The sequence below is a fragment of the Herbaspirillum rubrisubalbicans genome (assembly GCF_003719195.1).
In the GTDB taxonomy this organism is placed as follows: domain Bacteria; phylum Pseudomonadota; class Gammaproteobacteria; order Burkholderiales; family Burkholderiaceae_D; genus Herbaspirillum; species Herbaspirillum rubrisubalbicans.
In genome coordinates this window covers 4,369,742-4,390,804 of record NZ_CP024996.1, presented here as the reverse complement: position 1 = coordinate 4,390,804, position 21,063 = coordinate 4,369,742, and the positions used below count along the sequence as shown (strand labels likewise).

20 protein-coding genes are annotated in these 21,063 nt (G+C 61.7%); 18 read left to right on the top strand and 2 right to left on the bottom strand.

Annotated features, from left to right (window positions below; genetic code table 11):
* Positions 1–59 precede the first annotated feature (59 nt).
* The 4 genes from aroA (at position 60) to RC54_RS19500 (ending at position 4,368) form a co-directional block, all read left to right on the top strand.
* Complete coding sequence (gene aroA / locus RC54_RS25795) at positions 60–1,391, top strand: 3-phosphoshikimate 1-carboxyvinyltransferase (RefSeq protein WP_061788713.1); 1,332 nt, start codon at positions 60–62, stop codon at positions 1,389–1,391.
* Between the two features lie 57 nt (positions 1,392–1,448).
* Positions 1,449–2,117, top strand: a complete 669-nt coding sequence (cmk, locus tag RC54_RS19510; RefSeq protein ID WP_017454467.1) for a (d)CMP kinase — start codon at positions 1,449–1,451, stop codon at positions 2,115–2,117.
* A gap of 216 nt (positions 2,118–2,333) precedes the next feature.
* Entirely contained in the window at positions 2,334–4,049 is a 1,716-nt protein-coding gene (rpsA, locus tag RC54_RS19505; RefSeq protein ID WP_082686088.1) for a 30S ribosomal protein S1, read from the top strand.
* Between the two features lie 13 nt (positions 4,050–4,062).
* The gene (locus tag RC54_RS19500) at positions 4,063–4,368 is read left to right on the top strand and encodes an integration host factor subunit beta (RefSeq protein ID WP_006462119.1); all 306 of its coding nucleotides are present in this window, start codon (positions 4,063–4,065) and stop codon (positions 4,366–4,368) included.
* Positions 4,369–4,373: 5 nt separating this feature from the next.
* Here the strand turns inward: RC54_RS19500 and RC54_RS25445 are convergent, their stop codons facing one another.
* Entirely contained in the window at positions 4,374–4,664 is a 291-nt protein-coding gene (locus RC54_RS25445) for a hypothetical protein (RefSeq protein WP_164471228.1), read from the bottom strand.
* 36 nt (positions 4,665–4,700) lie between these two features.
* Here RC54_RS25445 and RC54_RS19495 point away from each other — a divergent pair, with 36 nt between their 5' ends.
* The 14 genes from RC54_RS19495 (at position 4,701) to RC54_RS19430 (ending at position 18,467) form a co-directional block, all read left to right on the top strand.
* The gene (locus RC54_RS19495) at positions 4,701–5,027 is read left to right on the top strand and encodes a LapA family protein (RefSeq protein ID WP_058896551.1); all 327 of its coding nucleotides are present in this window, start codon (positions 4,701–4,703) and stop codon (positions 5,025–5,027) included.
* 16 nt (positions 5,028–5,043) lie between these two features.
* Positions 5,044–6,219: a lipopolysaccharide assembly protein LapB gene (gene lapB, locus RC54_RS19490; protein WP_058896550.1), complete on the top strand. Its 1,176-nt coding sequence runs from the start codon at positions 5,044–5,046 to the stop codon at positions 6,217–6,219.
* Positions 6,220–6,255: 36 nt separating this feature from the next.
* On the top strand, positions 6,256–7,635 hold the full coding sequence (locus tag RC54_RS19485) for a UDP-glucose dehydrogenase family protein (RefSeq protein WP_061788714.1): 1,380 nt from the start codon (positions 6,256–6,258) through the stop codon (positions 7,633–7,635).
* Positions 7,636–7,672: 37 nt separating this feature from the next.
* Positions 7,673–8,608, top strand: coding sequence for a D-glycero-beta-D-manno-heptose-7-phosphate kinase (rfaE1, locus tag RC54_RS19480; RefSeq protein ID WP_082803058.1), 936 nt, complete (start codon positions 7,673–7,675; stop codon positions 8,606–8,608).
* A 127-nt stretch (positions 8,609–8,735) separates the two neighbouring features.
* Positions 8,736–9,146: a ComEA family DNA-binding protein gene (locus RC54_RS19475; RefSeq protein ID WP_061788716.1), complete on the top strand. Its 411-nt coding sequence runs from the start codon at positions 8,736–8,738 to the stop codon at positions 9,144–9,146.
* 289 nt (positions 9,147–9,435) lie between these two features.
* Positions 9,436–10,407: a sensor domain-containing diguanylate cyclase gene (locus tag RC54_RS19470; protein WP_058896546.1), complete on the top strand. Its 972-nt coding sequence runs from the start codon at positions 9,436–9,438 to the stop codon at positions 10,405–10,407.
* A gap of 97 nt (positions 10,408–10,504) precedes the next feature.
* Entirely contained in the window at positions 10,505–12,640 is a 2,136-nt protein-coding gene (locus RC54_RS19465) for a DNA polymerase III subunit gamma/tau (protein WP_061788717.1), read from the top strand.
* Positions 12,641–12,732: 92 nt separating this feature from the next.
* Positions 12,733–13,059, top strand: a complete 327-nt coding sequence (locus RC54_RS19460) for a YbaB/EbfC family nucleoid-associated protein (RefSeq protein WP_017452041.1) — start codon at positions 12,733–12,735, stop codon at positions 13,057–13,059.
* A gap of 109 nt (positions 13,060–13,168) precedes the next feature.
* A complete protein-coding gene (locus RC54_RS19455) occupies positions 13,169–13,471 on the top strand; it encodes a YciI family protein (protein WP_058896544.1) in 303 nt (100 codons plus the stop codon).
* The gene (gene recR, locus RC54_RS19450; protein ID WP_017452043.1) at positions 13,468–14,064 is read left to right on the top strand and encodes a recombination mediator RecR; all 597 of its coding nucleotides are present in this window, start codon (positions 13,468–13,470) and stop codon (positions 14,062–14,064) included. The genes RC54_RS19455 and recR overlap by 4 nt, the downstream gene beginning before the upstream one ends.
* A gap of 174 nt (positions 14,065–14,238) precedes the next feature.
* On the top strand, positions 14,239–15,486 hold the full coding sequence (locus RC54_RS19445) for a CaiB/BaiF CoA transferase family protein (protein ID WP_061788757.1): 1,248 nt from the start codon (positions 14,239–14,241) through the stop codon (positions 15,484–15,486).
* A 92-nt stretch (positions 15,487–15,578) separates the two neighbouring features.
* Positions 15,579–16,616, top strand: coding sequence for an ABC transporter substrate-binding protein (locus RC54_RS19440; protein WP_058896543.1), 1,038 nt, complete (start codon positions 15,579–15,581; stop codon positions 16,614–16,616).
* Positions 16,617–16,760: 144 nt separating this feature from the next.
* A complete protein-coding gene (locus tag RC54_RS19435; protein ID WP_044529977.1) occupies positions 16,761–17,570 on the top strand; it encodes an ABC transporter ATP-binding protein in 810 nt (269 codons plus the stop codon).
* A 45-nt stretch (positions 17,571–17,615) separates the two neighbouring features.
* Positions 17,616–18,467: an ABC transporter permease gene (locus RC54_RS19430; RefSeq protein WP_026052037.1), complete on the top strand. Its 852-nt coding sequence runs from the start codon at positions 17,616–17,618 to the stop codon at positions 18,465–18,467.
* Positions 18,468–18,477: 10 nt separating this feature from the next.
* Here the strand turns inward: RC54_RS19430 and RC54_RS19425 are convergent, their stop codons facing one another.
* Entirely contained in the window at positions 18,478–21,021 is a 2,544-nt protein-coding gene (locus RC54_RS19425) for a chemotaxis protein CheW (RefSeq protein ID WP_244216386.1), read from the bottom strand.
* Positions 21,022–21,063 lie beyond the last annotated feature (42 nt).

Below are 21,063 nucleotides of genomic sequence, written 5' to 3'. Positions count from 1 at the left end.
TGAGGGCCGCCTGGGCGGCCGGATCGCTCCACCGAATCATCCACAGAAAAGCAACCAAGATGAAACAAGCTTCCTACCCCCGTCATATCGACCTGGCCCCGGTGCATCATGTGCAAGGCACGGTCAAGCTGCCCGGTTCCAAGAGCATCTCCAACCGCATCCTGCTGCTGGCGGCGCTCTCGGGCGGCACCACCCGCATCTTCGACCTGCTGGCTTCCGACGATACTCTGGTCATGCTGATGGCCCTGCAGACCCTGGGCGTGAAGTGGGAACAGATCGAAGGCACCCAGGATTACATCGTGCATGGCGTCAACGGCGTGCTGCCGGTGCACCAGGCCGACCTCTTCATGGGTAATGCCGGTACTGCCATCCGTCCCTTGACGGCGGCCCTGGCCGTGCTGGGCGGCGACTACACGCTGCATGGCGTGCCGCGGATGCATGAGCGGCCCATCGGCGACCTGGTCGATGCCTTGAATGCAGTGGGGATGCGCATCGATTACACCGGCAATCCCGGCTACCCGCCGCTGCATATCCGCCGTGGCCAATTGACGTCTTCGCGCATGAAGGTGCGCGGCAATGTCTCCAGCCAGTTCCTGACCGCCTTGCTGATGGCCGCCCCGCTGATGGCACGCGACGAGGCCATGCAGATCGAGGTGGTCGGTGAGCTCATTTCCAAGCCCTACATCGAGATCACCCTGAACCTGATGCGCCGCTTTGGCGTCGAGGTCGAACGTGATGGCTGGCAACAGTTCACCATCAAGCCGGGCCAGCATTACCGTAGCCCCGGCAGCATCCACGTCGAGGGCGATGCTTCGTCGGCGTCCTATTTCCTGGCGGCCGGTGCCATCACCGGTGGCCCGCTGCGGGTCGAGGGCGTGGGGCGCGACAGCATCCAGGGCGACGTGCGTTTCGTGGAGGCGCTGGAAAAGATGGGCGCCACCATCACCATGGGCGAAAACTGGATCGAGGCCTCCTCCAATGGGCCCCTCAAAGCCATCGATGCCGACTTCAACCACATCCCCGACGCCGCCATGACCATCGCCGTGGCCGCGCTCTATGCCGATGGTCCCAGCACCCTGCGCAATATCGCCAGCTGGCGCGTCAAGGAAACCGACCGCCTGGCGGCCATGGCCACCGAATTGCGCAAGCTCGGGGCGCAAGTGGAGGAGGGCGCCGACTACTTGACGGTGACCCCGCCGGCCGAGATCGGCACGGCAGCCATCGATACCTACGACGACCACCGCATGGCCATGTGCTTCTCGCTGGCGGCGCTCGATGGTGCATTGCGGCGTGGCAACCGTATCCGCATCAACGACCCCAAATGCGTGGCCAAGACCTTCCCGGATTACTTCGACGTTTTCAAAAAGATTGCCGAACAAACCTTGATCTGATAAACCCTGTGTTTAACGGAATTACGCTAAATTATTCACAGATAAAGGGTTCAGGCCATGGAAAAAGCAAAGATACCGGTCATCACCATCGATGGCCCGACCGCCTCCGGCAAGGGCACCGTGGCGCAGAAGGTGGCCCGCGAACTGGGTTTCCATTACCTGGATTCGGGCGCGCTGTACCGCTTGACGGCGTTGTCCGTGTTGCGGCGCGGCATCGCGCTCAATGATGAGCACGCCCTGGCCAAGGCGGCCGAGCACCTGCATTGCCACTTCGATGGTGCCCATATCTTCCTGGCCAATGAAGACGTGACCCAGGCCATCCGCGCCGAAGAGGTCGGCAATACCGCCTCCAAGATCGCCGCCCTGATCACCGTGCGTCAGGCCTTGTATGGCTTGCAGTTGTCATTCAGGAAACCTCCCGGGCTGGTGGCCGATGGCCGCGACATGGGTACGGTCATCTTCCCGACTGCCCGTTTGAAGGTGTTTTTGACCGCCAGTGTGGAAGCACGCGCCACAAGGCGCTATAAGCAATTGATTGACAAGGGTTTTTCTGCTAATATCGAAGACCTCTCCAGAGATTTGAAGGAGCGCGACGAACGCGACATGAATCGCTCGTCGGCCCCCTTGAAGGCTGCGGAGGGCGCATATCACCTGGATACATCCGACATGACCGCTGACGAAGCGGTGCAGCAGGTACTCAGCTGGTACGCTGCCCTGGGGCACTGAAATCCGTTGCAAGCTGCTTGAAACGGCACTTTCAGCACCCATCATGGGCAAGTCCTTGTTGTACCCGTAGTGCCATTGGTGCCCGGCAGATGCAAAGTCTGACGGGTGTTGATAAACCTAACCCAGTACCCATGTCGTCGGCGGCAACGAAGACGGCAGTGCAAGTCAGCCTGATTGCATCACACGGATACCGGCCAATCTTTCTTACTTTCTTTTATGTCTACCACTACCGTTATCGCTGCAGGTGTTGATACCTCCAGCGAATTTGCTGCTCTGTTCGAAGAATCGCTGTCGCGTCAGGACATGCGTTCGGGTGAAGTCATCTCGGCAGAAGTCGTGCGCCTGGATCACAACTTCGTGATCGTCAACGCCGGCCTGAAGTCCGAAGCCTTCATCCCTGTTGAAGAATTCAAGAACGACAACGGCGAAGTCGAAGTCAACGTCGGCGACTTCATCTCCGTTGCGATCGAATCCCTGGAAAACGGTTTCGGCGACACCATCCTGTCGCGCGACAAGGCCAAGCGTCTGGCATCGTGGCTCTCGCTGGAAAAGGCGATGGAGTCCGGCGAGATCGTCACCGGTACCGTCAATGGCAAGGTCAAGGGCGGCCTGACCGTGCTGACCAACGGCATCCGTGCCTTCCTGCCGGGTTCGCTGGTCGACACCCGTCCGGTCAAGGACACCACCCCGTTCGAAGGCAAGACCCTGGAATTCAAGGTCATCAAGCTGGACCGCAAGCGCAACAACGTGGTGCTGTCGCGCCGCGCCGTGATCGAAGCCTCGATGGGCGAAGAGCGCGCCAAGCTGATGGAAACCCTGAAGGAAGGCACCGTCGTCACCGGTGTCGTCAAGAACATCACCGACTACGGTGCGTTCGTTGACCTGGGTGGCATCGACGGCCTGCTGCACATCACCGATCTGGCATGGCGTCGCGTGCGTCACCCGTCGGAAGTGCTGTCGGTTGGCCAAGAGATCACCGCCAAGGTCTTGAAGTACGATCAAGAGAAGAACCGCGTCTCCCTGGGCGTGAAGCAACTGGGCGACGATCCGTGGACCGGTCTGTCGCGTCGCTACCCGCAAGGCACCCGCCTGTTCGGCAAGGTCACCAACCTGACCGACTACGGTGCATTCGTGGAAGTCGAACAAGGCATCGAAGGCCTGGTGCACGTCTCCGAAATGGACTGGACCAACAAGAACGTGGCCCCGAACAAGGTTGTCCAGCTGGGCGACGAAGTCGAAGTCATGGTTCTGGAAATCGACGAAGAGCGTCGTCGTATCTCCCTGGGCATGAAGCAGTGCAAGCCGAACCCGTGGGACGACTTCGCCATGAGCCACAAGAAGGGCGACAAGGTCAAGGGTTCGATCAAGTCGATCACCGACTTCGGCGTGTTCATCGGCCTGCCGGGCAACATCGACGGCCTGGTGCACCTGTCCGACCTGTCCTGGACCGAAGCTGGCGAAGAAGCCGTGCGCAAGTTCAAGAAGGGCGACGAGCTGGAAGCCGTTGTGCTGGCCATCGATGTGGAACGCGAGCGCGTCTCCCTGGGCGTGAAGCAACTGGAAGGCGACCCGTTCAACAACTTCGCTGCCCTGAACGACAAGGGTGCGATCGTGACCGGTACCGTCAAGTCGGTTGAGCCCAAGGGCGCCGTGATCCAGCTGACCGACGAAGTCGAAGGCTACCTGCGCGCTTCCGAAATCTCCCGCGACCGCGTGGAAGATGCCGGTACCCACCTGAAGGTTGGCGACTCCGTCGAAGCCCTGGTCATCAACATCGACCGCAAGGCACGCAGCATCCAGCTGTCGATCAAGGCCAAGGACAACGCCGAGACCCAGGAAGCCATGCAGAAGATGTCGGCTGACTCCAACGCTGCTTCGGGCACCACCAGCCTGGGCGCGCTGCTGAAGGCCAAGCTCGACAACAAGAACTGATCTTCCGGTCACGATGACAAAGTCGGAGCTGATCGCCCGTCTGGCTGAGCGTTATCCGCAACTTGTTGCCAAGGATGCGGATTACGCGGTCAAAACCATCCTCGATGCCATGGTCGACGCTCTCGCGACCGGCCAGCGCATCGAGATCCGTGGCTTTGGCAGCTTCGCGCTCAACCGCCGTCCGCCGCGTATCGGCCGCAATCCCAAGTCCGGCGACAAGGTGATGGTCCCCGAAAAACGGGTGCCCCACTTCAAGCCTGGCAAGGAATTGCGCGAGCGCGTGGATGCGATGGTCGGCCAGCCAATCCGCGAGGATTGACCCGGCTAGGCCTGTGACCAGATAGTTCTTGCCGGGCGCAGATGAAGTTTTCTGCGCTCGCGAGCAGTAACAATCGTTGAAAGCTGCACACTCGCACACTGCGAGGTGAACGGGTGTAAAGGCAGATCAACAAAATGAACGGCATCTTTGGATGCCGTTTTTTTTTCACGTACAATCCCGATTTGCCCTGGAATGAACGGGAAAGCGCGCAAAATAGACGCGATTTTTCCGGCCAGCGCAATAATGCTGCGAACCGGTACCCAAGCTCGCTCGTGCTCAGTGCACAGCTTCGCCATCGGGCAATACCACGACCCGCCAGAAAGGATTACGCCATGAAAATACTCTCCCGATTGATCGCGGCCATCCTGTTCGTGTTCTTCTTTTTCTTCGCGCTGCGCAATACCCAGGAAGTGACCCTGCATTTCTTCCTCGGCTATGAGCGCAGCGACCCGCTGGTGCTGGTGCTGCTGGCCTTCTTCGTGATCGGCGCCGTATTGGGTGTACTGGCCATGGCACCGCTGGTGCTGCGTCACCGCCGGGAAGCTGCGCGCTACAGGAAGGCGCTGTCGCAAATCCAGAAGCAGCAGGAAGAAATCGCCCAGGCGCAGGCCCAGCCGCCCCAGCCTGACAGCGTGATTACCGCCCAGCACATCCTCTAATTGTCCCTCTCTCTTTATGGAATTTGAATTTTGGTGGTTGCTCGGCATTCCGGTCTTCTTCGGCCTGGGATGGATCGCGGCGCGGGTGGATATCAACCAGTTGCTCTCGGAGTCGCGCACCCTGCCGCGTGGTTACTTCAAGGGCCTGAATTTCCTGTTGAACGAGCAGCCCGACAAGGCCATCGATGCCTTCATCGAAATCGTCAAGTTGGATCCCGAAACGGTAGAGCTGCATTTTGCCCTGGGTAACCTGTTCCGCCGGCGCGGCGAAACCGAGCGTGCCATCCGCGTGCACCAGAACCTGCTGGCGCGTCCCGACCTGCCGGCCGAGCATCAAGGCCATGCGCTCTACGAACTGGGCCAGGATTATCTGAAGGCTGGCCTGTTGGACCGCGCTGAAGAAACCTTCAACAAGTTGATCGACACCCCTTACAGCGCCCAGGCCGGCCGTGCCCTGCTGGAAATCTACCAGCGCGAGAAGGAATGGGAACGCGCCATCTCCGCCGCCGAGATCCTGCAAGCCACCGGCGCCGGCGGCCGCCAGCGCGAGATCGCCCAGTTCTATTGCGAACTGGCCGCCGATGAACTGGTGCGCACCAATACCGAGGCCGCCATGGCCTTGCTGGAGAAAGCCCTGGCTGCCGACCGCAAGAGCGTGCGCGCCACCATGTTGATGGGCGACGCCTTGCGCGCCAAGGGCGACATCGAAGGCGCACTGGAAACCTGGCGTCGCGTCGAGCACCAGAGCGTGCCGCATACCGCCTTGGTGGCGCAGCGCCTGATGGATGGCTACATCGCCGTGGGGCGTCCGCAGGAAGGGATCAACCTGCTGCGCGCCTACTTGGCCGAAGCCCCTTCCATCGACCTGCTGGAAGTGGCCTTCAAGGCCGTGCTGGACGCCGATGGCATCGATGCCGCCAACGTGCTGGTGAGCGACGAATTGCGTCGTACTCCCACGCTGCTGGGCCTGGACAAGTTCCTGGAAGCGCGCATGATGAGCGCGCCCCAGAGCGTGCGTCCCGAGCTGGCCGTGGTCAAGACCCTGGTGCATGGCTATACGCAGAAGCTGGCGCGCTACCAGTGCAGCCATTGCGGCTTCAAGGCGCGCCAGTTCTACTGGCAATGCCCTGGCTGCAGCCAATGGGAGACCTATCCGCCGCGTCGCACCGAAGAATTGAATGTCATGAATTGAGGCCTGCAACGGCCGTACTTGGAACCTGGATCTACCATGAAAATCACCATCATCGGCACCGGCTACGTTGGCCTGGTGACCGGCGCCTGCCTGGCCGAACTCGGTAACGACGTGTTCTGCCTGGACGTCGACCAGCGCAAGGTCGATATCCTCAACAACGGTGGCATCCCTATCCATGAACCCGGCCTGGAAGAAGTGGTGGCGCGCAACCGTGCCGCTGGTCGCCTGCAGTTCTCCACCGACGTGGCCGCCAGCGTGGCGCATGGTGACATCCAGTTCATCGCCGTGGGCACCCCGCCCGACGAAGACGGCTCGGCCGACCTGCAATATGTGCTGGCTGCAGCACGCAACATCGGTCGCCACATGGAAGGCTTCAAGGTGGTGGTCGACAAGTCCACCGTGCCGGTAGGAACCGCCGACCGCGTCAAGGCTGCCATCGCCGCCGAACTGGCAACGCGCGGCAAGACCGACTTGAGTTTTTCGGTCGTCTCCAACCCGGAATTCCTCAAGGAAGGCGCGGCGGTCGAAGACTTCATGCGTCCTGATCGCATCGTCATCGGTCACGACCAGAGCCCCGAAGGCCAGCGCGCGCAGGCACAGATGAAAAAGCTCTACGCGCCCTTCAACCGTAATCACGAACGCACCTACTGGATGGACGTGCGCTCGGCCGAATTCACCAAGTACGCTGCCAACGCCATGCTGGCCACGCGCATTTCCTTCATGAACGAACTGGCCAACCTGGCCGATCGTGTCGGTGCCGATATCGAGTCGGTGCGTCACGGCATCGGTTCGGACCCGCGCATCGGTCACAGCTTCCTCTATGCCGGCTGCGGCTATGGCGGCTCCTGCTTCCCCAAGGATGTGCAGGCACTGGAACGTACCGCGCGCGACTATGACCAGTCGCTGCTGATCCTGCGCGCGGTGGAACAGGTCAACGATTTGCAGAAACATGTGCTGGGCAAGAAGGTGGTGAACCGCTTCGGCGACGATCTTTCCGGCAAGCACTTCGCTATTTGGGGGCTGGCCTTCAAGCCCAATACCGACGACATGCGCGAAGCATCTTCGCGCGTGCTGATCGGCGAACTGGTGCGGCGCGGCGCCAGTGTAGCGGTCTATGATCCGGTGGCCATGAAGGAAGCGGCACGTGTGCTGGAGCTGGATTTCGCTGACGACGCCAGCCTGCTGCAACGCATCCGTTTCGCCACTTCGCCCATGGATACCTTGCAGGGTGCCGATGCCCTGGCCATCGTCACCGAATGGAAAGCCTTCCGCAGCCCCGACCTGGAGCGCGTCAAGGCAGCCTTGAACAATCCGGTCATCTTCGATGGTCGCAATCTGTTCGATCCCCAGGTGATGGCCGACAGCGGCGTCGAATACTACGGTATCGGTCGTTCGCTGCCAGCGCGTGTGCAATAAGCGATAGAAAAAACAGGACAACAAGGTGGGCCAAATCGTGGACAAGAATATCGCATCGGCCTGGGACGCCGCCCGTATCCTCATCGTCGGTGACGTCATGCTGGACCGTTACTGGTTCGGCGAAGTCAACCGCATCTCGCCCGAAGCTCCGGTGCCGGTGGTGCGGGTCGAGCGCAAGGAAGAGCGCCTGGGTGGCGCGGCCAACGTGGCGCGCAATACCGCCAGCCTGGGTGCCCAGACCGCACTGCTGGGCGTGACCGGCGACGATGAACCGGCCCGCGTGATGGACCACATGCTGGGCGAGATGGGCATCCACAGCCATCTCAATCGCGACCCCAGTATCTCCACCATCGTCAAGCTGCGCGTGATCGGTCGCCAGCAGCAACTGGTGCGCATCGACTTCGAAGAAGCCCCCACCGATACTGTGCTGCGCGACAAGCTCACGCAGTTCAATTCGCTGGTGGCCGATTACGACGTCATCATCTTTTCCGACTACGCCAAGGGCAGCCTGGTCAACGTAGCCGAGATGATCGCCACCGCCAGCAAGCTGGGCAAGCGCATCCTGGTTGATCCCAAGGGCGAGGATTTTTCCCGCTATGCCGGTGCGTCCATCCTCACCCCCAACAAGTCGGAGCTGGTACGCATCGTCGGCCAGTGGAAGAACGAAGCAGACCTCACCGCGCGCGCCCAGCAATTGCGTACCGAACTGAAGCTGGAAGCGCTGTTGCTGACCCGTTCGGAAGAAGGCATGAGCCTGTACCGCGAAGGCGAGGTCACGCATTTCCCGACCATGGCGCGGGAAGTCTATGACGTCTCCGGCGCCGGTGACACCGTCATCGGCACCCTGGCCGTGATGCTGGGAGCGGGCGCCTCGCTGGTCGATGCGGTCACCATGGCCAATCGTGCAGGTGGCATCGTGGTCGGCAAACTGGGGACGGCCACCGTCACCCGCGAGGAATTATTGGCAGGATGATTTAAGCGAGCATTTCTAGTCGCTTTACGGTCAACAGGCAGCCTGGCTTGTCGTTGAGCAAGGGCAGTCCACCGCATGGTGGGCTGCCCTTTGTTTTTTCCTCAACCAAAAGTCGAAAGGAAGCATCATGTTGAAGCACACCCTGTTGTTCATTCTCAGCTTCTTCGTCGCCACCGGCTTGGCCTGGGCCGAAGTGGACGTCAACAAGGCCGACCAGGCCGCGCTGGATGGCGTGCGCGGTATCGGGCCGGCGCTGTCCAAGCGCATCCTGGAAGCGCGCACCAAAGAGGGCGCCTTCAAGAGCTGGGACGACCTGGAAAAGCGCGTCAAGGGCATCAAGGACAAGTCTGCCGTCAGGCTCTCCACCAATGGCTTGACGGTCAACGGCCAGTCCCGCTCGGCCGATGCCGCAGCGACTCCGGCGGCTTCGTCTGCCAAACCGGCCAAATCGCCCAAGACCCCGCGCAGCGAGAGCCAGGACAAGCAAACCGCCGCCCCACCGGCCAAGGGCGAGCAGCCCGCTGCTGCTGGGAAATGATCTTCACCTTCATCTCTCATCAGGTGAAATTTTCTAAAGGAGAGCCGCCCAGGACGGGCGTTTCGGGCGGATGCCCCATATCATGAGTCCAGCCGCCAAGGTTGGATCGACGGCAGGTCAGGGTGCATGGGAACCTGTCGTTCGGTCGCTTCAGAGGGATGGGTGAGGTTGTCGAGAGAGCCCGGTTTTGTGCTTAACTAATTCTTGTTTCTCGAAAAAATTGCGGTTAAAGTGAGGCGCATCTTGTCGCAAACGTCGGCAACCACGTCCCACCATGCGCTGATGAACCATGCCAATCGCCGAGCTGCCCGCCAATGAGTCTGCCCGTATCGAGGCCTTGCATTCCTTGCGCATTCTCGATACGCCGCGCGAAGAACGTTTCGATCGCCTGACCCGGCTGGCGCGTCGTCTGTTCGACGTGCCCATGGCCGTGGTGACCCTGATCGACGTGCATCGGCAATGGTTCAAGTCCTGCGTCGGCCTGGGCGATGCCAGCGAAACCTCGCGTGACATTTCCTTCTGTGCCCACGCCATTCTCAACGAAGAACTGACCATCGTGCCCGATGCCCGGCTCGATGTGCGCTTTGCCGACAATCCGCAAGTCACCGGCGAGCCCTTCCTGCGCTTTTATGCCGGCTGTCCGATCAAGAGCGAGGGCGGCTTCAACCTGGGCACTTTATGCCTGGTCGATATCGTGCCGCGCAGCTTCGATGCCGAGCAACAGGCCTTGTTGAAAGACCTGGCGGCCATGGTCGAGCAGGAGTTGGTCGCGGTGAGGATGGCCACCATCGACGAGCTCACCGGGGTCTCCAACCGGCGTGGCTTCACGACGCTGGCGCAGCACGCCATGGCTGCCAGCAAGCGCAGCGCGCGTGCGGCCAGTCTGCTGTATTTCGATCTCAATCATTTCAAGCAGATCAATGATCGCTTCGGCCATCTCGAAGGGGATAGGGCGCTGACCGATTTTGCCCGCCTGTTGATGGACAACCTGCGTGAGTCCGACGTCATCGGTCGCCTGGGTGGCGATGAATTCGTGGTGTTCCTGACCAATACCGCCCTGGCCGATTCGACCGTGGTGCTGGCCCACCTGCAAGCTGCCGTGCAGGACTTCAACCGCAACGGCCAACGGCCCTACCAACTGGATTATTGCGTGGGCGTAGCGCAGTACGACCCGGCTCGCCACCCGGACCTGTCGGCCCTGCTCGGCAGTGCTGATGCCGCCATGTACGAGCGCAAGAAGGCCAGTCGCGTGCTGGCCTGAGCGACTGGCGCGGTAGTGCCATGCAGGCAAAGGCGATGGCGGCGGTGAAATAGCTTAAAATGCCCCCCTGAGCCAAAAAGCCGACAGCAGCCACCCCATGTCTTATCAAGTTCTCGCCCGTAAATACCGTCCCCGCAGCTTCGACACCCTGGTCGGCCAGGAACACGTCGTGCGCGCGCTGATGCACGCGCTGGAACAGCAGCGGCTGCACCACGCCTACCTCTTCACCGGTACCCGCGGCGTGGGCAAGACCACGCTCTCGCGTATCCTGGCCAAGTCGCTCAATTGCGTCGGCCCTGACGGTACCGGTGGCATCACTGCCGCCCCCTGTGGTGTGTGCGAAGCTTGCGTAGCCATCGATGCCGGCCGCTTCGTCGACTACATCGAGATGGATGCCGCCTCCAACCGTGGCGTGGACGAGATGGCGCAACTGCTGGAGCAGGCCATCTATGCCCCTTCGAACGCGCGTTTCAAGGTCTACATGATCGACGAAGTGCACATGCTCACCAACCACGCCTTCAACGCCATGCTGAAGACGCTGGAAGAGCCGCCGGAGCACATCAAGTTCATCCTGGCCACCACCGATCCGCAAAAGATTCCCGTGACCGTGCTCTCGCGCTGCCTGCAGTTCAACCTCAAGCAGATGCCGCCCGGCCACATCATCAGCCACCTCGACAACATCCTGCACCAGGAGGGCATCGAATTCGACCCTCCGGCGCTGCGCCTGCTGGCCCAAGGAGCATCCGGTTCCATGCGCGATGCGCTCTCGCTGACCGACCAGGCCATCGCCTATGCCGCCGGCAAGGTCACGCTGGAAGCGGTGCAAGGGATGCTGGGGGCACTTGACCAGTCCTACCTGATCCGCGTGCTCGATGCGCTGGCCGTGCAGGATGGCGCCGCGCTGCTGGGCGTGGCCGACGACATGGCCACCCGCAGCCTGTCCTACAACGCCGCCCTGCAAGACCTGGGCACGCTGCTGCACCAGATCGCGCTGGCGCAGGCGGTGCCGGCCGCGCTGGCCGATGACCTGCCCAACCGCGAAGATATCCTGCGCCTGTCCGCCCAGTTCAGTGCGGAACATGTGCAACTGTTCTATCAGATCGTCGTGCACGGTCGCAACGAACTGGGCCTGGCCCCGGACGAATATGCCGGTTTCAGCATGACGCTGTTGCGCATGTTGGCCTTCCGCCCGGTCAGCGCCAGCGCAACTGCGCCGGTGCCCGCTGCCCCGGTGGCCCCTGCAGCCGGGGCAACCGGGGCCACTGGCCCCCGCACCGCCACGCCACGCCAGGCCGCACCGCTCATGGCGCCGCAGGCCGCCGTCACCAGTGCGCCGGTCAGCCGTGTGCAAGCGGCTGCCGCAGTGGCGCCGGTACCTGTTGCTGCGCCTGCTGCCGCGCCCGCCGATCCCGTTGCCGCTGTTGCACCGCCGGCTGCTGCCCCCACCTCTGCCCGCGAAGCCGCCCTGATGGCGCTGCGTGGTGGCAAGGGCGGCAAGGCCGCAGCCCGTCCGGTCGCACCGGTTCCCGCTGCAGAACCGGCGGCACCGGCCGCCGCTACGCCTGCTGTAAATGCCGCGCCCAGTGCCGCCACTCGCAGCGTGCGTGCAGCCAGCCCGATGCCGCCGGACATGCCCGAGCCGCCGCCCTTCGACGCCATCCCGCCATGGGAAGAAGAAACCGGTAGCGCCGCTATGCCACCGTCCGTGCCGATGGCCGAGGCGACTGAAAAAAAAGCTGAACCTGTCATTGCCCCTGCGGCAGCCGTAGAGCCGCCTGCACCCCAGCGCCCGTCCGCCACGCCTGCGCAACAGCAGGAAACTGCCCGTATCGCTGCCGAACTGGGCTGGGACGGTCATTGGCCCACCCTGGCGGCCAGCCTCAGCGCGCTGCGCGGCGTGGCGCACCAGATGGCCTTCCAGAGCGAGCTGGTACGCTGCGAAGCTCTCAATGGCGGCAATGTCTGCTTCCATCTGCGTATCCCGCTGGAAACCCTGCGTTCTTCGGGCAGCGTGGATAAACTGGTGGCGGTACTGTCCGAACGCTTCGGCAAGGAGATCCGGGTCGAGACCGAAATCGGTGCCGTCTCCGACACCGCCAATGCCGTGGCCGAGGCCGAGCGCGCCGAGCGCCAGCGCAAGGCAGAACAGAAGATGAAGAGCGATCCCTTCGTGGTGAGCATGATGCGCGAGTTCGGCGCCACCATCGTGCCGGGATCGATCCAGGCTTTATGAAGCAGCGATGCAAGAGTCAAGAGTAGGCGCCCTTGCCGGGCTCATCCATAAACACGATAGAATTCCGAGAATCGAAACAAGGAGCAAATAGCATGATGAAAGGTCAACTGGCAGGTCTGATGAAGCAAGCACAGGCCATGCAGGACAACATGAAGAAGGCCCAGGAGCAACTGGCCAACATCGAAGTCGAAGGCCAGTCCGGTGCCGGCCTGGTGAAGGTCGTGATGACCTGCAAGAACGATGTCAAGCGCGTCTCGATCGACCCGTCGCTGCTGGCTGACGACAAGGACATGCTGGAAGACCTGGTGGCCGCTGCCTTCAACGACGCCGTGCGCAAGGCCGAAGCCACCGCCCAGGAAAAGATGTCGGGTGTCACCGCCGGGATGCCGCTGCCCCCGGGCTTCAAGATGCCGTTCTGATGTCGCTGCGGTCCGCGGTAAACCCGCGGCCGCTGCCAGGCGTTGCGGTAGTGCAGAACTTCATGGTTCATGATTCTGGTGGAATGCAGGATTGCTTAGTGGAGGCTTCATGTTCATCGTCTCGATCACGTACACCAAGCCAGCAAGCGACATCGACGCCTTGCTGACCGCGCACAAGAAATTCCTCAACCAGCAATATGCCGAAGGCGTATTCCTGATGTCGGGCCGCAAGGTGCCACGCACTGGCGGCATCATCCTGGCCGACTGCGCCGACCGTGCCGAGATCGAAGCCATCATGGAATCGGACCCCTTCTTCATCGGTGGCGTGGCCGAATACGAGATCATCGAATTCGTCCCCTCCATGACGGCCGAGGCGCTCGAAGCCTTCCGCTATTCCGTAGACCGCAATTGAAAACGCCTTCCAGTCTCACCCTCCTGACCGAATCGCTGCGCCGGCTCCCCGGCATCGGCCCCAAGACCGCGCAGCGCATGGCGTACCACCTGTTGCAGCACGACCGCGATGCGGCCGCCGACCTGAGCCGTTCGCTAGCCAAGGCGCTGGACACCATCCGCCACTGCGCGCTGTGCAATACCTTCACCGAGCAAGTCATCTGCGACACCTGCCAGGACAGCCAGCGTGACCACACCCAACTGTGCGTGGTGGAGTCGCCTTCGGACCAGGTGATGATCGAACAGACCCTGACCTTCAAGGGCCTTTACTTCGTCTTGATGGGCCGCCTCTCGCCGCTGGACGGCATCGGCCCGCGTGACATCCACCTGGAAAAGCTCATCACCCGCGCCACCGATGGCGTGGTCACCGAAGTGGTCCTGGCCACCAATTTCACCAACGAGGGCGAAGCCACAGCCCACTACATCAGCGAGACCCTCAAGGCGCGTGGCCTGAAGGTCAGCCGCCTGGCGCGTGGCGTGCCGGTGGGCGGCGAGCTGGAGTACGTGGATGCCGGCACCATCGCGCGCGCCATGCTGGATCGTCGCACTACCTGAGCTTGTGTCTGAAATGCGCGACATCCCGCGCACGCTGCAATAGAATGTCGCCTGCCGGCTTGCACCTCTGATGTCCGGCCATAGCATGGAGTCCCCGAAGAAAAGGAGAACACCGGAGTCGCCCCACGGCACCTCGCACGTCGCACGCCGCGCCAGGCATCCGGTGCAAGCATGATGACCACAGCCACATCCAAGCCCGGCCCGCTGGCCGGCATCAAGGTACTCGAACTGGGTACACTCATCGCCGGGCCATTCTGCTCGCGCATGTTGGCCGAGTTCGGCGCCGACGTGATCAAGATCGAAGCCCCCGGCGATGGCGATCCATTGCGTCACTGGCGTGTGCTCAAGGACGGCACCTCGCTGTGGTGGTCGGTCCAGGCGCGCAACAAGAAGAGCATCACGCTCAACATGAAGGATGAGCGGGCCCAGGAAATCGCCCGCCAGCTCGCCCTGGACGCCGACGTCATCATCGAGAACTACCGCCCCGGCGTGCTGGAGAAGTGGAAGCTCGGCTATGAAGACCTCAGACATCTGAACCCTGCCACCATCATGGTGCGCCTGTCCGGTTATGGTCAGACCGGCCCGTTGCGCGACCTGCCGGGCTTTGGCGCCATCGGCGAATCGATGGGCGGCATCCGCTATGTATCCGGCCACCCGGACCGGCCGCCGGTACGCATCGGCATTTCCATTGGAGACTCCATCGCCGCCCTGCATGGCGTGATCGGCGCCATGATGGCCTTGCGCCACCGTGACGTTACCGGCGGTCGCTGGAACGGCAAGAGCGGCGCAGACTGTGTGGCCGGGCAGGGGCAGATGGTGGATGTGGCCTTGTATGAAGCTGTGTTCAACATGATGGAATCGATGGTGCCCGAGTTCGATTTTGCCGGTGTGGTCCGCGAGCGTACCGGTGGCGCGCTGCCGGGCATCGTGCCCTCCAATACCTATACCACTGGCGATGGCATTAACATCGTCATCGCCGGCAATGGTGATGCCATCTTCAAACGCCTGATGAGCGCCATCGGTCGCCACGACATGGCCAACGATCCCGGCCTGGCGCGCAACGATGGTCGCGTGCCGCGCACGCAGGAAATCGATGACGCCATCCAGCAGTGGTGCAGCACCCAGACCATCGAGTCGGCACTGGCGCGCTTGCAGGCTGCCGATGTCCCGGTGGGCAAGATCTATTCGGTCAAGGACATGATGAACGATGCGCAATTCCTGGCGCGCGACATGTTCGAGCAGCACCAGTTTGCCGATGGCACGCCGGTCAAGCTGCCCGCCATCACGCCCAAGCTCTCCGAGACACCGGGCCAAACCAAATGGCTGGGCCCGGAGCTGGGCGCGCACAGCGATGAAATCCTGCAATCGCTGGGGTATGATGAGGCCCACATCAAGAAGCTGCGGGACCAAGGCGTGGTCTGAAGCAGCCTGACAAAGGCGGGCGCCTGCACGGGGTTGCCTGCAACAAGCTGGACAAGAAGCGGTACCCCCCATCCACACTCGGAGGAGACATAATGAAATTGAGCTGGAAGCAATTGCTGATCGCCACTGGCCTGTTCCTGGCCGGTTACTTTTCCTTCAACGGCAGCGCCGATGCACAGGCACTGGAAAAACCCAAGGTCTCCATCGCCGTGGGTGGCAAGAACCTGTTCTACTATCTGCCCCTGACCATTGCCGAACAGCTCGGCTATTTCAAGGATGAAGGCTTGCAGGTCGAGATTTCCGACTTCGCTGGCGGCGCCAAGGCGTTGCAGGCCATGGTCGGCGGCAGTGCCGACGTGGTCTCTGGGGCTTACGAGCACACCATCAACATGCAGGCCAAGAACCAGCCCATCGTCGCCTTCGTACTGCAGGGCCGCGCTCCGCAGATCGTGCTGGCGGTCAACAACAAGACCATGCCCAACTACAAGAGCGTGGCTGATCTGAAGGGCAAGAAGATCGGAGTCACCGCACCGGGCTCCTCCACCAGCATCATGGCCAGCTACGTGCTGGCCAAGGCGGGTCTGAAGCCCACCGATGTGTCCTTCATCGGCGTGGGGGCCGCTGCCGGCGCCATCTCGGCGATCCGCTCGGGTCAGATCGATGCGATTGCCAACCTCGATCCGGTCATTTCCATGCTGGAGCAGCACAACGAGATCAAGATCATCGCCGACACCCGCACCCTGAAGGACACCAACGATGTCTTCGGTGGACCGATGCCGGCAGCGACGCTGTATGCGCCGGCCGCCTTCATCCAGAAGTATCCCAACACCACGCAAGCCCTGACCAATGCCATGGTGCGCGCGCTGAAGTGGATTCAGAAGGCCGGCCCCTCCGACATCATCAAGGCCGTGCCGGAAAGCTATCTGCTGGGCGACCGCTCGCTCTATATCGATGCCTTCATGAAGGTGCGCCAGGCCATCTCGCCGGACGGCTACTTCCCGCCGGGTGGCCCGGATACAGCGCTGCGCACGCTCAAGGCCTTCGAGCCGGCGCTGGCCGACAAGCAGATCGATCTGTCCAAGACCTTCACCAATGCCTTCGTCCAGAAGGCCAACGCCAAGTACAAGTAAGTCGATCCAAGGTTCCGCAAGCTCGGCTCCCGTTGACGCGAATGTATCGCAAATGCCCGGCAACGGGCATTTGCACTTCTGCACAGTGGAGTCGATGTCCCTGCCTCCGTACCACCCACCGTGGCCCTACCGGCCCGCATTGCCATGACGCCAGCCCTCCAGTTCGACAACATTACCTGCACCTTCGTCTCCAAGGACGACCGCTCCCAGCGCTACACGGCAGTGGCCAATACCGATCTGGCGATTGCCCCCGGCGAATTCGTTTCCGTGGTCGGCCCCACCGGTTGCGGCAAGTCGACCTTGCTCAATGTCGGCGCTGGCCTGTTGCAACCCTCCTCGGGCAGCGTCAAGGTCTTCGGTGAACCGTTGCAAGGCATCAACCGTCGCGCCGGCTACATGTTCCAGGCCGAAGCGCTCATGCCCTGGCGCAGCGCCCTGCAAAACGTGATCGCCGGCCTGCAGTATCGTGGCCATGATGAAAAGTCCGCCGAAGAACTGGGACAGCAATGGCTGGCGCGCGTCGGCCTGCAAGGCTTTGGCGACCGCTACCCGCACCAGCTCTCCGGCGGGATGCGCAAGCGCGTGGCGCTGGCGCAGACCCTGATCCTGGACCCGGACATCATCCTGATGGATGAACCCTTCTCTGCCCTGGACATCCAGACCCGGCAACTGATGGAAAACGAAGTGCTGGAATTATGGAATGCCAAGAAGAAGGCCGTGCTCTTCATCACCCACGATCTGGATGAAGCCATCGCCATGTCCGACCGCGTGATCGTGCTGGCGGCCGGACCCGGCACGCACCCCATTGGCGAATTCAGGATCGACCTGCCGCGCCCGCGCGACGTGGCCGAAATCCGTATGCACCCGCGCTTCGTCGAATTGCACCAGCAGATCTGGGATGTGCTGCGCGATGAAGTCCTCAAGGGTTACCAACAACAGAAGCGTGCCGCGTAAGCCGTAAGCCATCAGAAGCAAGGATCAGGGAAGAGAATCAGAACCATGTGGAAATTACTGAAACCGAATCACAAGAACATCCGCTTCTGGCAATTGATGGTCCTGGCCATCGTGCTGCTGGTATGGCATGTGGCCACTCGCAACCCGCAGACGGCGTTTTTCTTCGGCGAGCCGCTGAAGGTGGCGCAGCGTATCTGGGAGTGGTTCACGGTGGGCAGCGGCTCGCTGGAAGTGGGCTTCGGTGATACCACTTTCTTCACACTCAATTTCCCCGCCGAGATCTATTCGCACCTCTTGATCACGCTCACCGAAACCGTGCTGGCCTTCATCATCGGCACCGTCTTCGGCCTGGGCATCGGTCTGTGGCTAGCCCTCTCGCCGACGGCCTCGGCCATTCTCGATCCCTATGTCAAGGCGGCCAACTCCATGCCGCGCGTGATCCTGGCGCCGATCTTCGCCATGTGGTTCGGCCTGGGCATCTGGTCCAAGGTCGCGCTGGCGGTCACGCTGGTGTTTTTCATCGTCTTCTTCAACGTCTATCAGGGCGTCAAGGAAGTCAGCCCGGTGGTCTTGGCCAATGCCCGTATGTTGGGCGCCAATGCGCGCCAGTTGCTGCGCACGGTCTACCTGCCCTCGGCCACCTCGTGGGTGTTTTCCAGCTTGCATACCTCCATCGGCCTGGCCTTCGTGGGCGCCGTGGTGGGTGAGTATCTGGGGTCGGCGCGCGGTGTCGGCTACCTGATTTTGCAGGCCGAAGGCAGCTTCGACATCAACACCGTCTTTGCCGGCATCGTTGTGCTGACCGTCTTTGCGCTGGTGCTGGACCTGGCCGTGGGCGTGATCGAGAAGCGCCTGATGAAGTGGCAGCCCAAGAGTGGCGAAACCGAAAAGCTTTGAGCCCGCCTGCTTACGACATCGTCGACAATTCTTTCTTGCGCGGTGCGAAGAAGAGCGTGACGATGCGCTCCACGTCGATTACCTGGATCGTGCTGCCGGCGTCGGCGGTGCGAATCAGGTTGCAGATATAGTTGTGTTCGGAGCCGGGAATCCGGAAGGCGGCATCGATATGGATCTCGCCGAACTCCAGGACATCATGCAGGCTATCGACCAGCAGCCCCACCGTTCTTCCGGCATGACGAACGATGATGATTTCCTTGCCCTGGTGCTGCGCAGTGCTGCTGCCCATCAATAGCTGGCGCATATCCACCACCGGCACGAAGACCGAGGCCGCACCGCTGCCGTCCTGGTAATCCAGGGCGCCGGCCAGCACCGGCTTGAAGGTCGAGGTGGAGAGCATACGTTCGGCTTCGATGGATTCGACCACCTGAGCGGCGGGCAGCGCAAAGGTTGCGCCATCGAGCCGGATACTGGCAAATTCGCGCTTGGGGCCGGTGCAGGGTGTGGCTTCCACGCTCGAGCTTTCCAGTGCGGGCTCGGCATCGCTCTGCTGGCCAATCGGCACGAAGACACTGGCGATCACATCATTGACGTACTGCCCATCGTTCTTGTATTCGCGATAACCGAACGAGGTGGTGTGTCCCACCACCATGTAGCTGCCTTCGTGAATCCTGATATCCGCAGTACTGCTGCCATTGGCACCGGCACTGGCCTTGCTGCCCAGTGGCAGCACGCTGCCCGGTGGGTAATCGGCATGGGTACTGGAAATCACCTGGCCGTGGCGATCGGTGTAGGCGGCGAATGCCCCAGGGTGCTCCGGCAGTGCCCCGGCCAGCATGTTGGCGAACTCCGGGGTGGCGTCGAAGACCACGGCGATGCCGCCCATAGCCTGGGCGCGCTCTGGATGGAACAGGGCGGCACAGTAGAGATAGGTGGCCGCACCGTCATACAGCGGCGTGGGCGCGAAGGGCGAGACGCAGTATTGGCTGGCGTCGGTGAGGTGTAGCGTATCGCGCAGCAACTGTGGCTCGACGTAGGTGCCAATGAGCTCGCTGCCATCTGCCAACGGTGAGCTGGTGGCCACGATGCGCCCCTGGGCATCGAATACCACCAGCCTGGCATAGACTGTGTAGAGCGCGTTGATGGCACTGAGGATGGCGGTCATCTCCGCCAGCTCGGCGGCACTGCGCACTTCCTTGGCCATAATTTGCCGCAGACGCGGCGTGAGCGACCACCATCGACAATCATTGGCGCGCTCATAGAGATTGCGATCCATGATGTCGACCATCAGGCGCGAGATGTACTGCCCATCCTGCAAGTTGGCAGACAGGGCGGTGGCGTACAAGTCCAGGATCGATTTGCGGAATACCTCATTGGTCTCATCGCCGGTCTGGCTGATTTCCTGCAGGATGGCCTTGAGCCGCAACAGGTCACCGGCCTCGCCCGAAGCCATGATCTTGCCATTCCATACCACCCGTCGCAGCGAATGATTGATGGCGTCTGCCATGGTGGTGACATCGTGCAGCGGCGGGCAGAATGACTTGGCATGGGACATCACCCCGGCCAGCAACTGCGGATCATATTGCGCCAGCATGTCCTGGTTGGGTTGGCGGAAAGCCAGATCGCAGGCCACCATCACATGGCCGAACCAACCCGGGCCACTGTAGCCCTGATAATTGCGCGCGGCGCAGGTGCGCGCCAGGTACTCGCGGCCGGCATGGCTGACGATCTGATAGGAGTCCTCCAGCGCCAGGGGCACGATGCACCCGACGGGTACGTGTTGGCTATCGCTGCTGGCAATGACCCGACCTTCGCCATCGAGCATGAGCATGACACTGCGGTCATGGGGTTTGCGCAAGCCGCTGAAGATGTCATTCATCTCCACGGCCACCGGGAAACACAGGCACAGTACGCCGATAGGTTGGCCATCGGCCGGATCGACGATCTTGTGGGAATAGATCAGCGCGCGCTGGCCGCCGCGCAGATCGGATACGGCAAAGGTCTCCACATAGCCCGCTGCGGCCAGGGTACGCGCCACCAGGGGATCATATGAACATTCGACCGCGTTGTCCTGATCCAGATGGGCCAGCACGCGGCCTTCTGTATCGAGTATGAAGATTTCATCGTAGACGGTGTATTTCTGTCGATAGGCCTGCAAGCGCTCGACGATCTCGCGCGAGTCCGCCTCCGGTCCCTCCAGGATGAAGCTGCGGATGGCGTCATCCATGGCCAGGAAGCCGACATCGGCAGTGCGCTCGAAGAGATTGCGCACCACGATGTCGATGATGACCCTGGCCTTGAAGTCGAACTCCTGTACCACCTTGCTGATGTTCTGCTCAACCAGGTTGGCAATGAGCCGCTTTTCCAGTTGGTTGAAACCTTCCCGCGTGATCTTGATGGTCGGCAAGATGCTCTTGGCTTCTGCTGGACATACCATCTTGGTGGTGGACTCGATCAGGCGCCATGCCCCACTGAGTTCCCGCAACGCGCGTTCGCAGTCGACGATGGCGGGCATATGGCGCAGGAAATGCTGGCTCTGTTTATTCTTATTCATAGTCGGGTGAGGGCAGGCGAGGTGCGGGATTACTCAAGACAG

Excerpts from the sequence above, each read along its gene's own strand:
- rpsA (WP_082686088.1), top strand. The coding sequence starts at position 2,334 with ATGTCTACCACTACCGTTATCGCTGCAGGTGTTGATACCTCCAGCGAA.
- RC54_RS19440 (WP_058896543.1), top strand. The coding sequence starts at position 15,579 with ATGAAATTGAGCTGGAAGCAATTGCTGATCGCCACTGGCCTGTTCCTG.
- RC54_RS19475 (WP_061788716.1), top strand. The coding sequence starts at position 8,736 with ATGTTGAAGCACACCCTGTTGTTCATTCTCAGCTTCTTCGTCGCCACC.
- RC54_RS19465 (WP_061788717.1), top strand. The coding sequence starts at position 10,505 with ATGTCTTATCAAGTTCTCGCCCGTAAATACCGTCCCCGCAGCTTCGAC.
- RC54_RS19495 (WP_058896551.1), top strand. The coding sequence starts at position 4,701 with ATGAAAATACTCTCCCGATTGATCGCGGCCATCCTGTTCGTGTTCTTC.
- lapB (WP_058896550.1), top strand. The coding sequence starts at position 5,044 with ATGGAATTTGAATTTTGGTGGTTGCTCGGCATTCCGGTCTTCTTCGGC.
- RC54_RS19500 (WP_006462119.1), top strand. The coding sequence starts at position 4,063 with ATGACAAAGTCGGAGCTGATCGCCCGTCTGGCTGAGCGTTATCCGCAA.
- RC54_RS19455 (WP_058896544.1), top strand. The coding sequence starts at position 13,169 with ATGTTCATCGTCTCGATCACGTACACCAAGCCAGCAAGCGACATCGAC.
- RC54_RS19485 (WP_061788714.1), top strand. The coding sequence starts at position 6,256 with ATGAAAATCACCATCATCGGCACCGGCTACGTTGGCCTGGTGACCGGC.
- RC54_RS19470 (WP_058896546.1), top strand. The coding sequence starts at position 9,436 with ATGCCAATCGCCGAGCTGCCCGCCAATGAGTCTGCCCGTATCGAGGCC.
- RC54_RS19425 (WP_244216386.1), bottom strand. The coding sequence starts at position 21,021 with ATGAATAAGAATAAACAGAGCCAGCATTTCCTGCGCCATATGCCCGCC.
- RC54_RS19445 (WP_061788757.1), top strand. The coding sequence starts at position 14,239 with ATGACCACAGCCACATCCAAGCCCGGCCCGCTGGCCGGCATCAAGGTA.
- cmk (WP_017454467.1), top strand. The coding sequence starts at position 1,449 with ATGGAAAAAGCAAAGATACCGGTCATCACCATCGATGGCCCGACCGCC.
- RC54_RS19430 (WP_026052037.1), top strand. The coding sequence starts at position 17,616 with ATGTGGAAATTACTGAAACCGAATCACAAGAACATCCGCTTCTGGCAA.
- RC54_RS19460 (WP_017452041.1), top strand. The coding sequence starts at position 12,733 with ATGATGAAAGGTCAACTGGCAGGTCTGATGAAGCAAGCACAGGCCATG.
- RC54_RS19435 (WP_044529977.1), top strand. The coding sequence starts at position 16,761 with ATGACGCCAGCCCTCCAGTTCGACAACATTACCTGCACCTTCGTCTCC.
- RC54_RS25445 (WP_164471228.1), bottom strand. The coding sequence starts at position 4,664 with ATGGCGAAGCTGTGCACTGAGCACGAGCGAGCTTGGGTACCGGTTCGC.
- aroA (WP_061788713.1), top strand. The coding sequence starts at position 60 with ATGAAACAAGCTTCCTACCCCCGTCATATCGACCTGGCCCCGGTGCAT.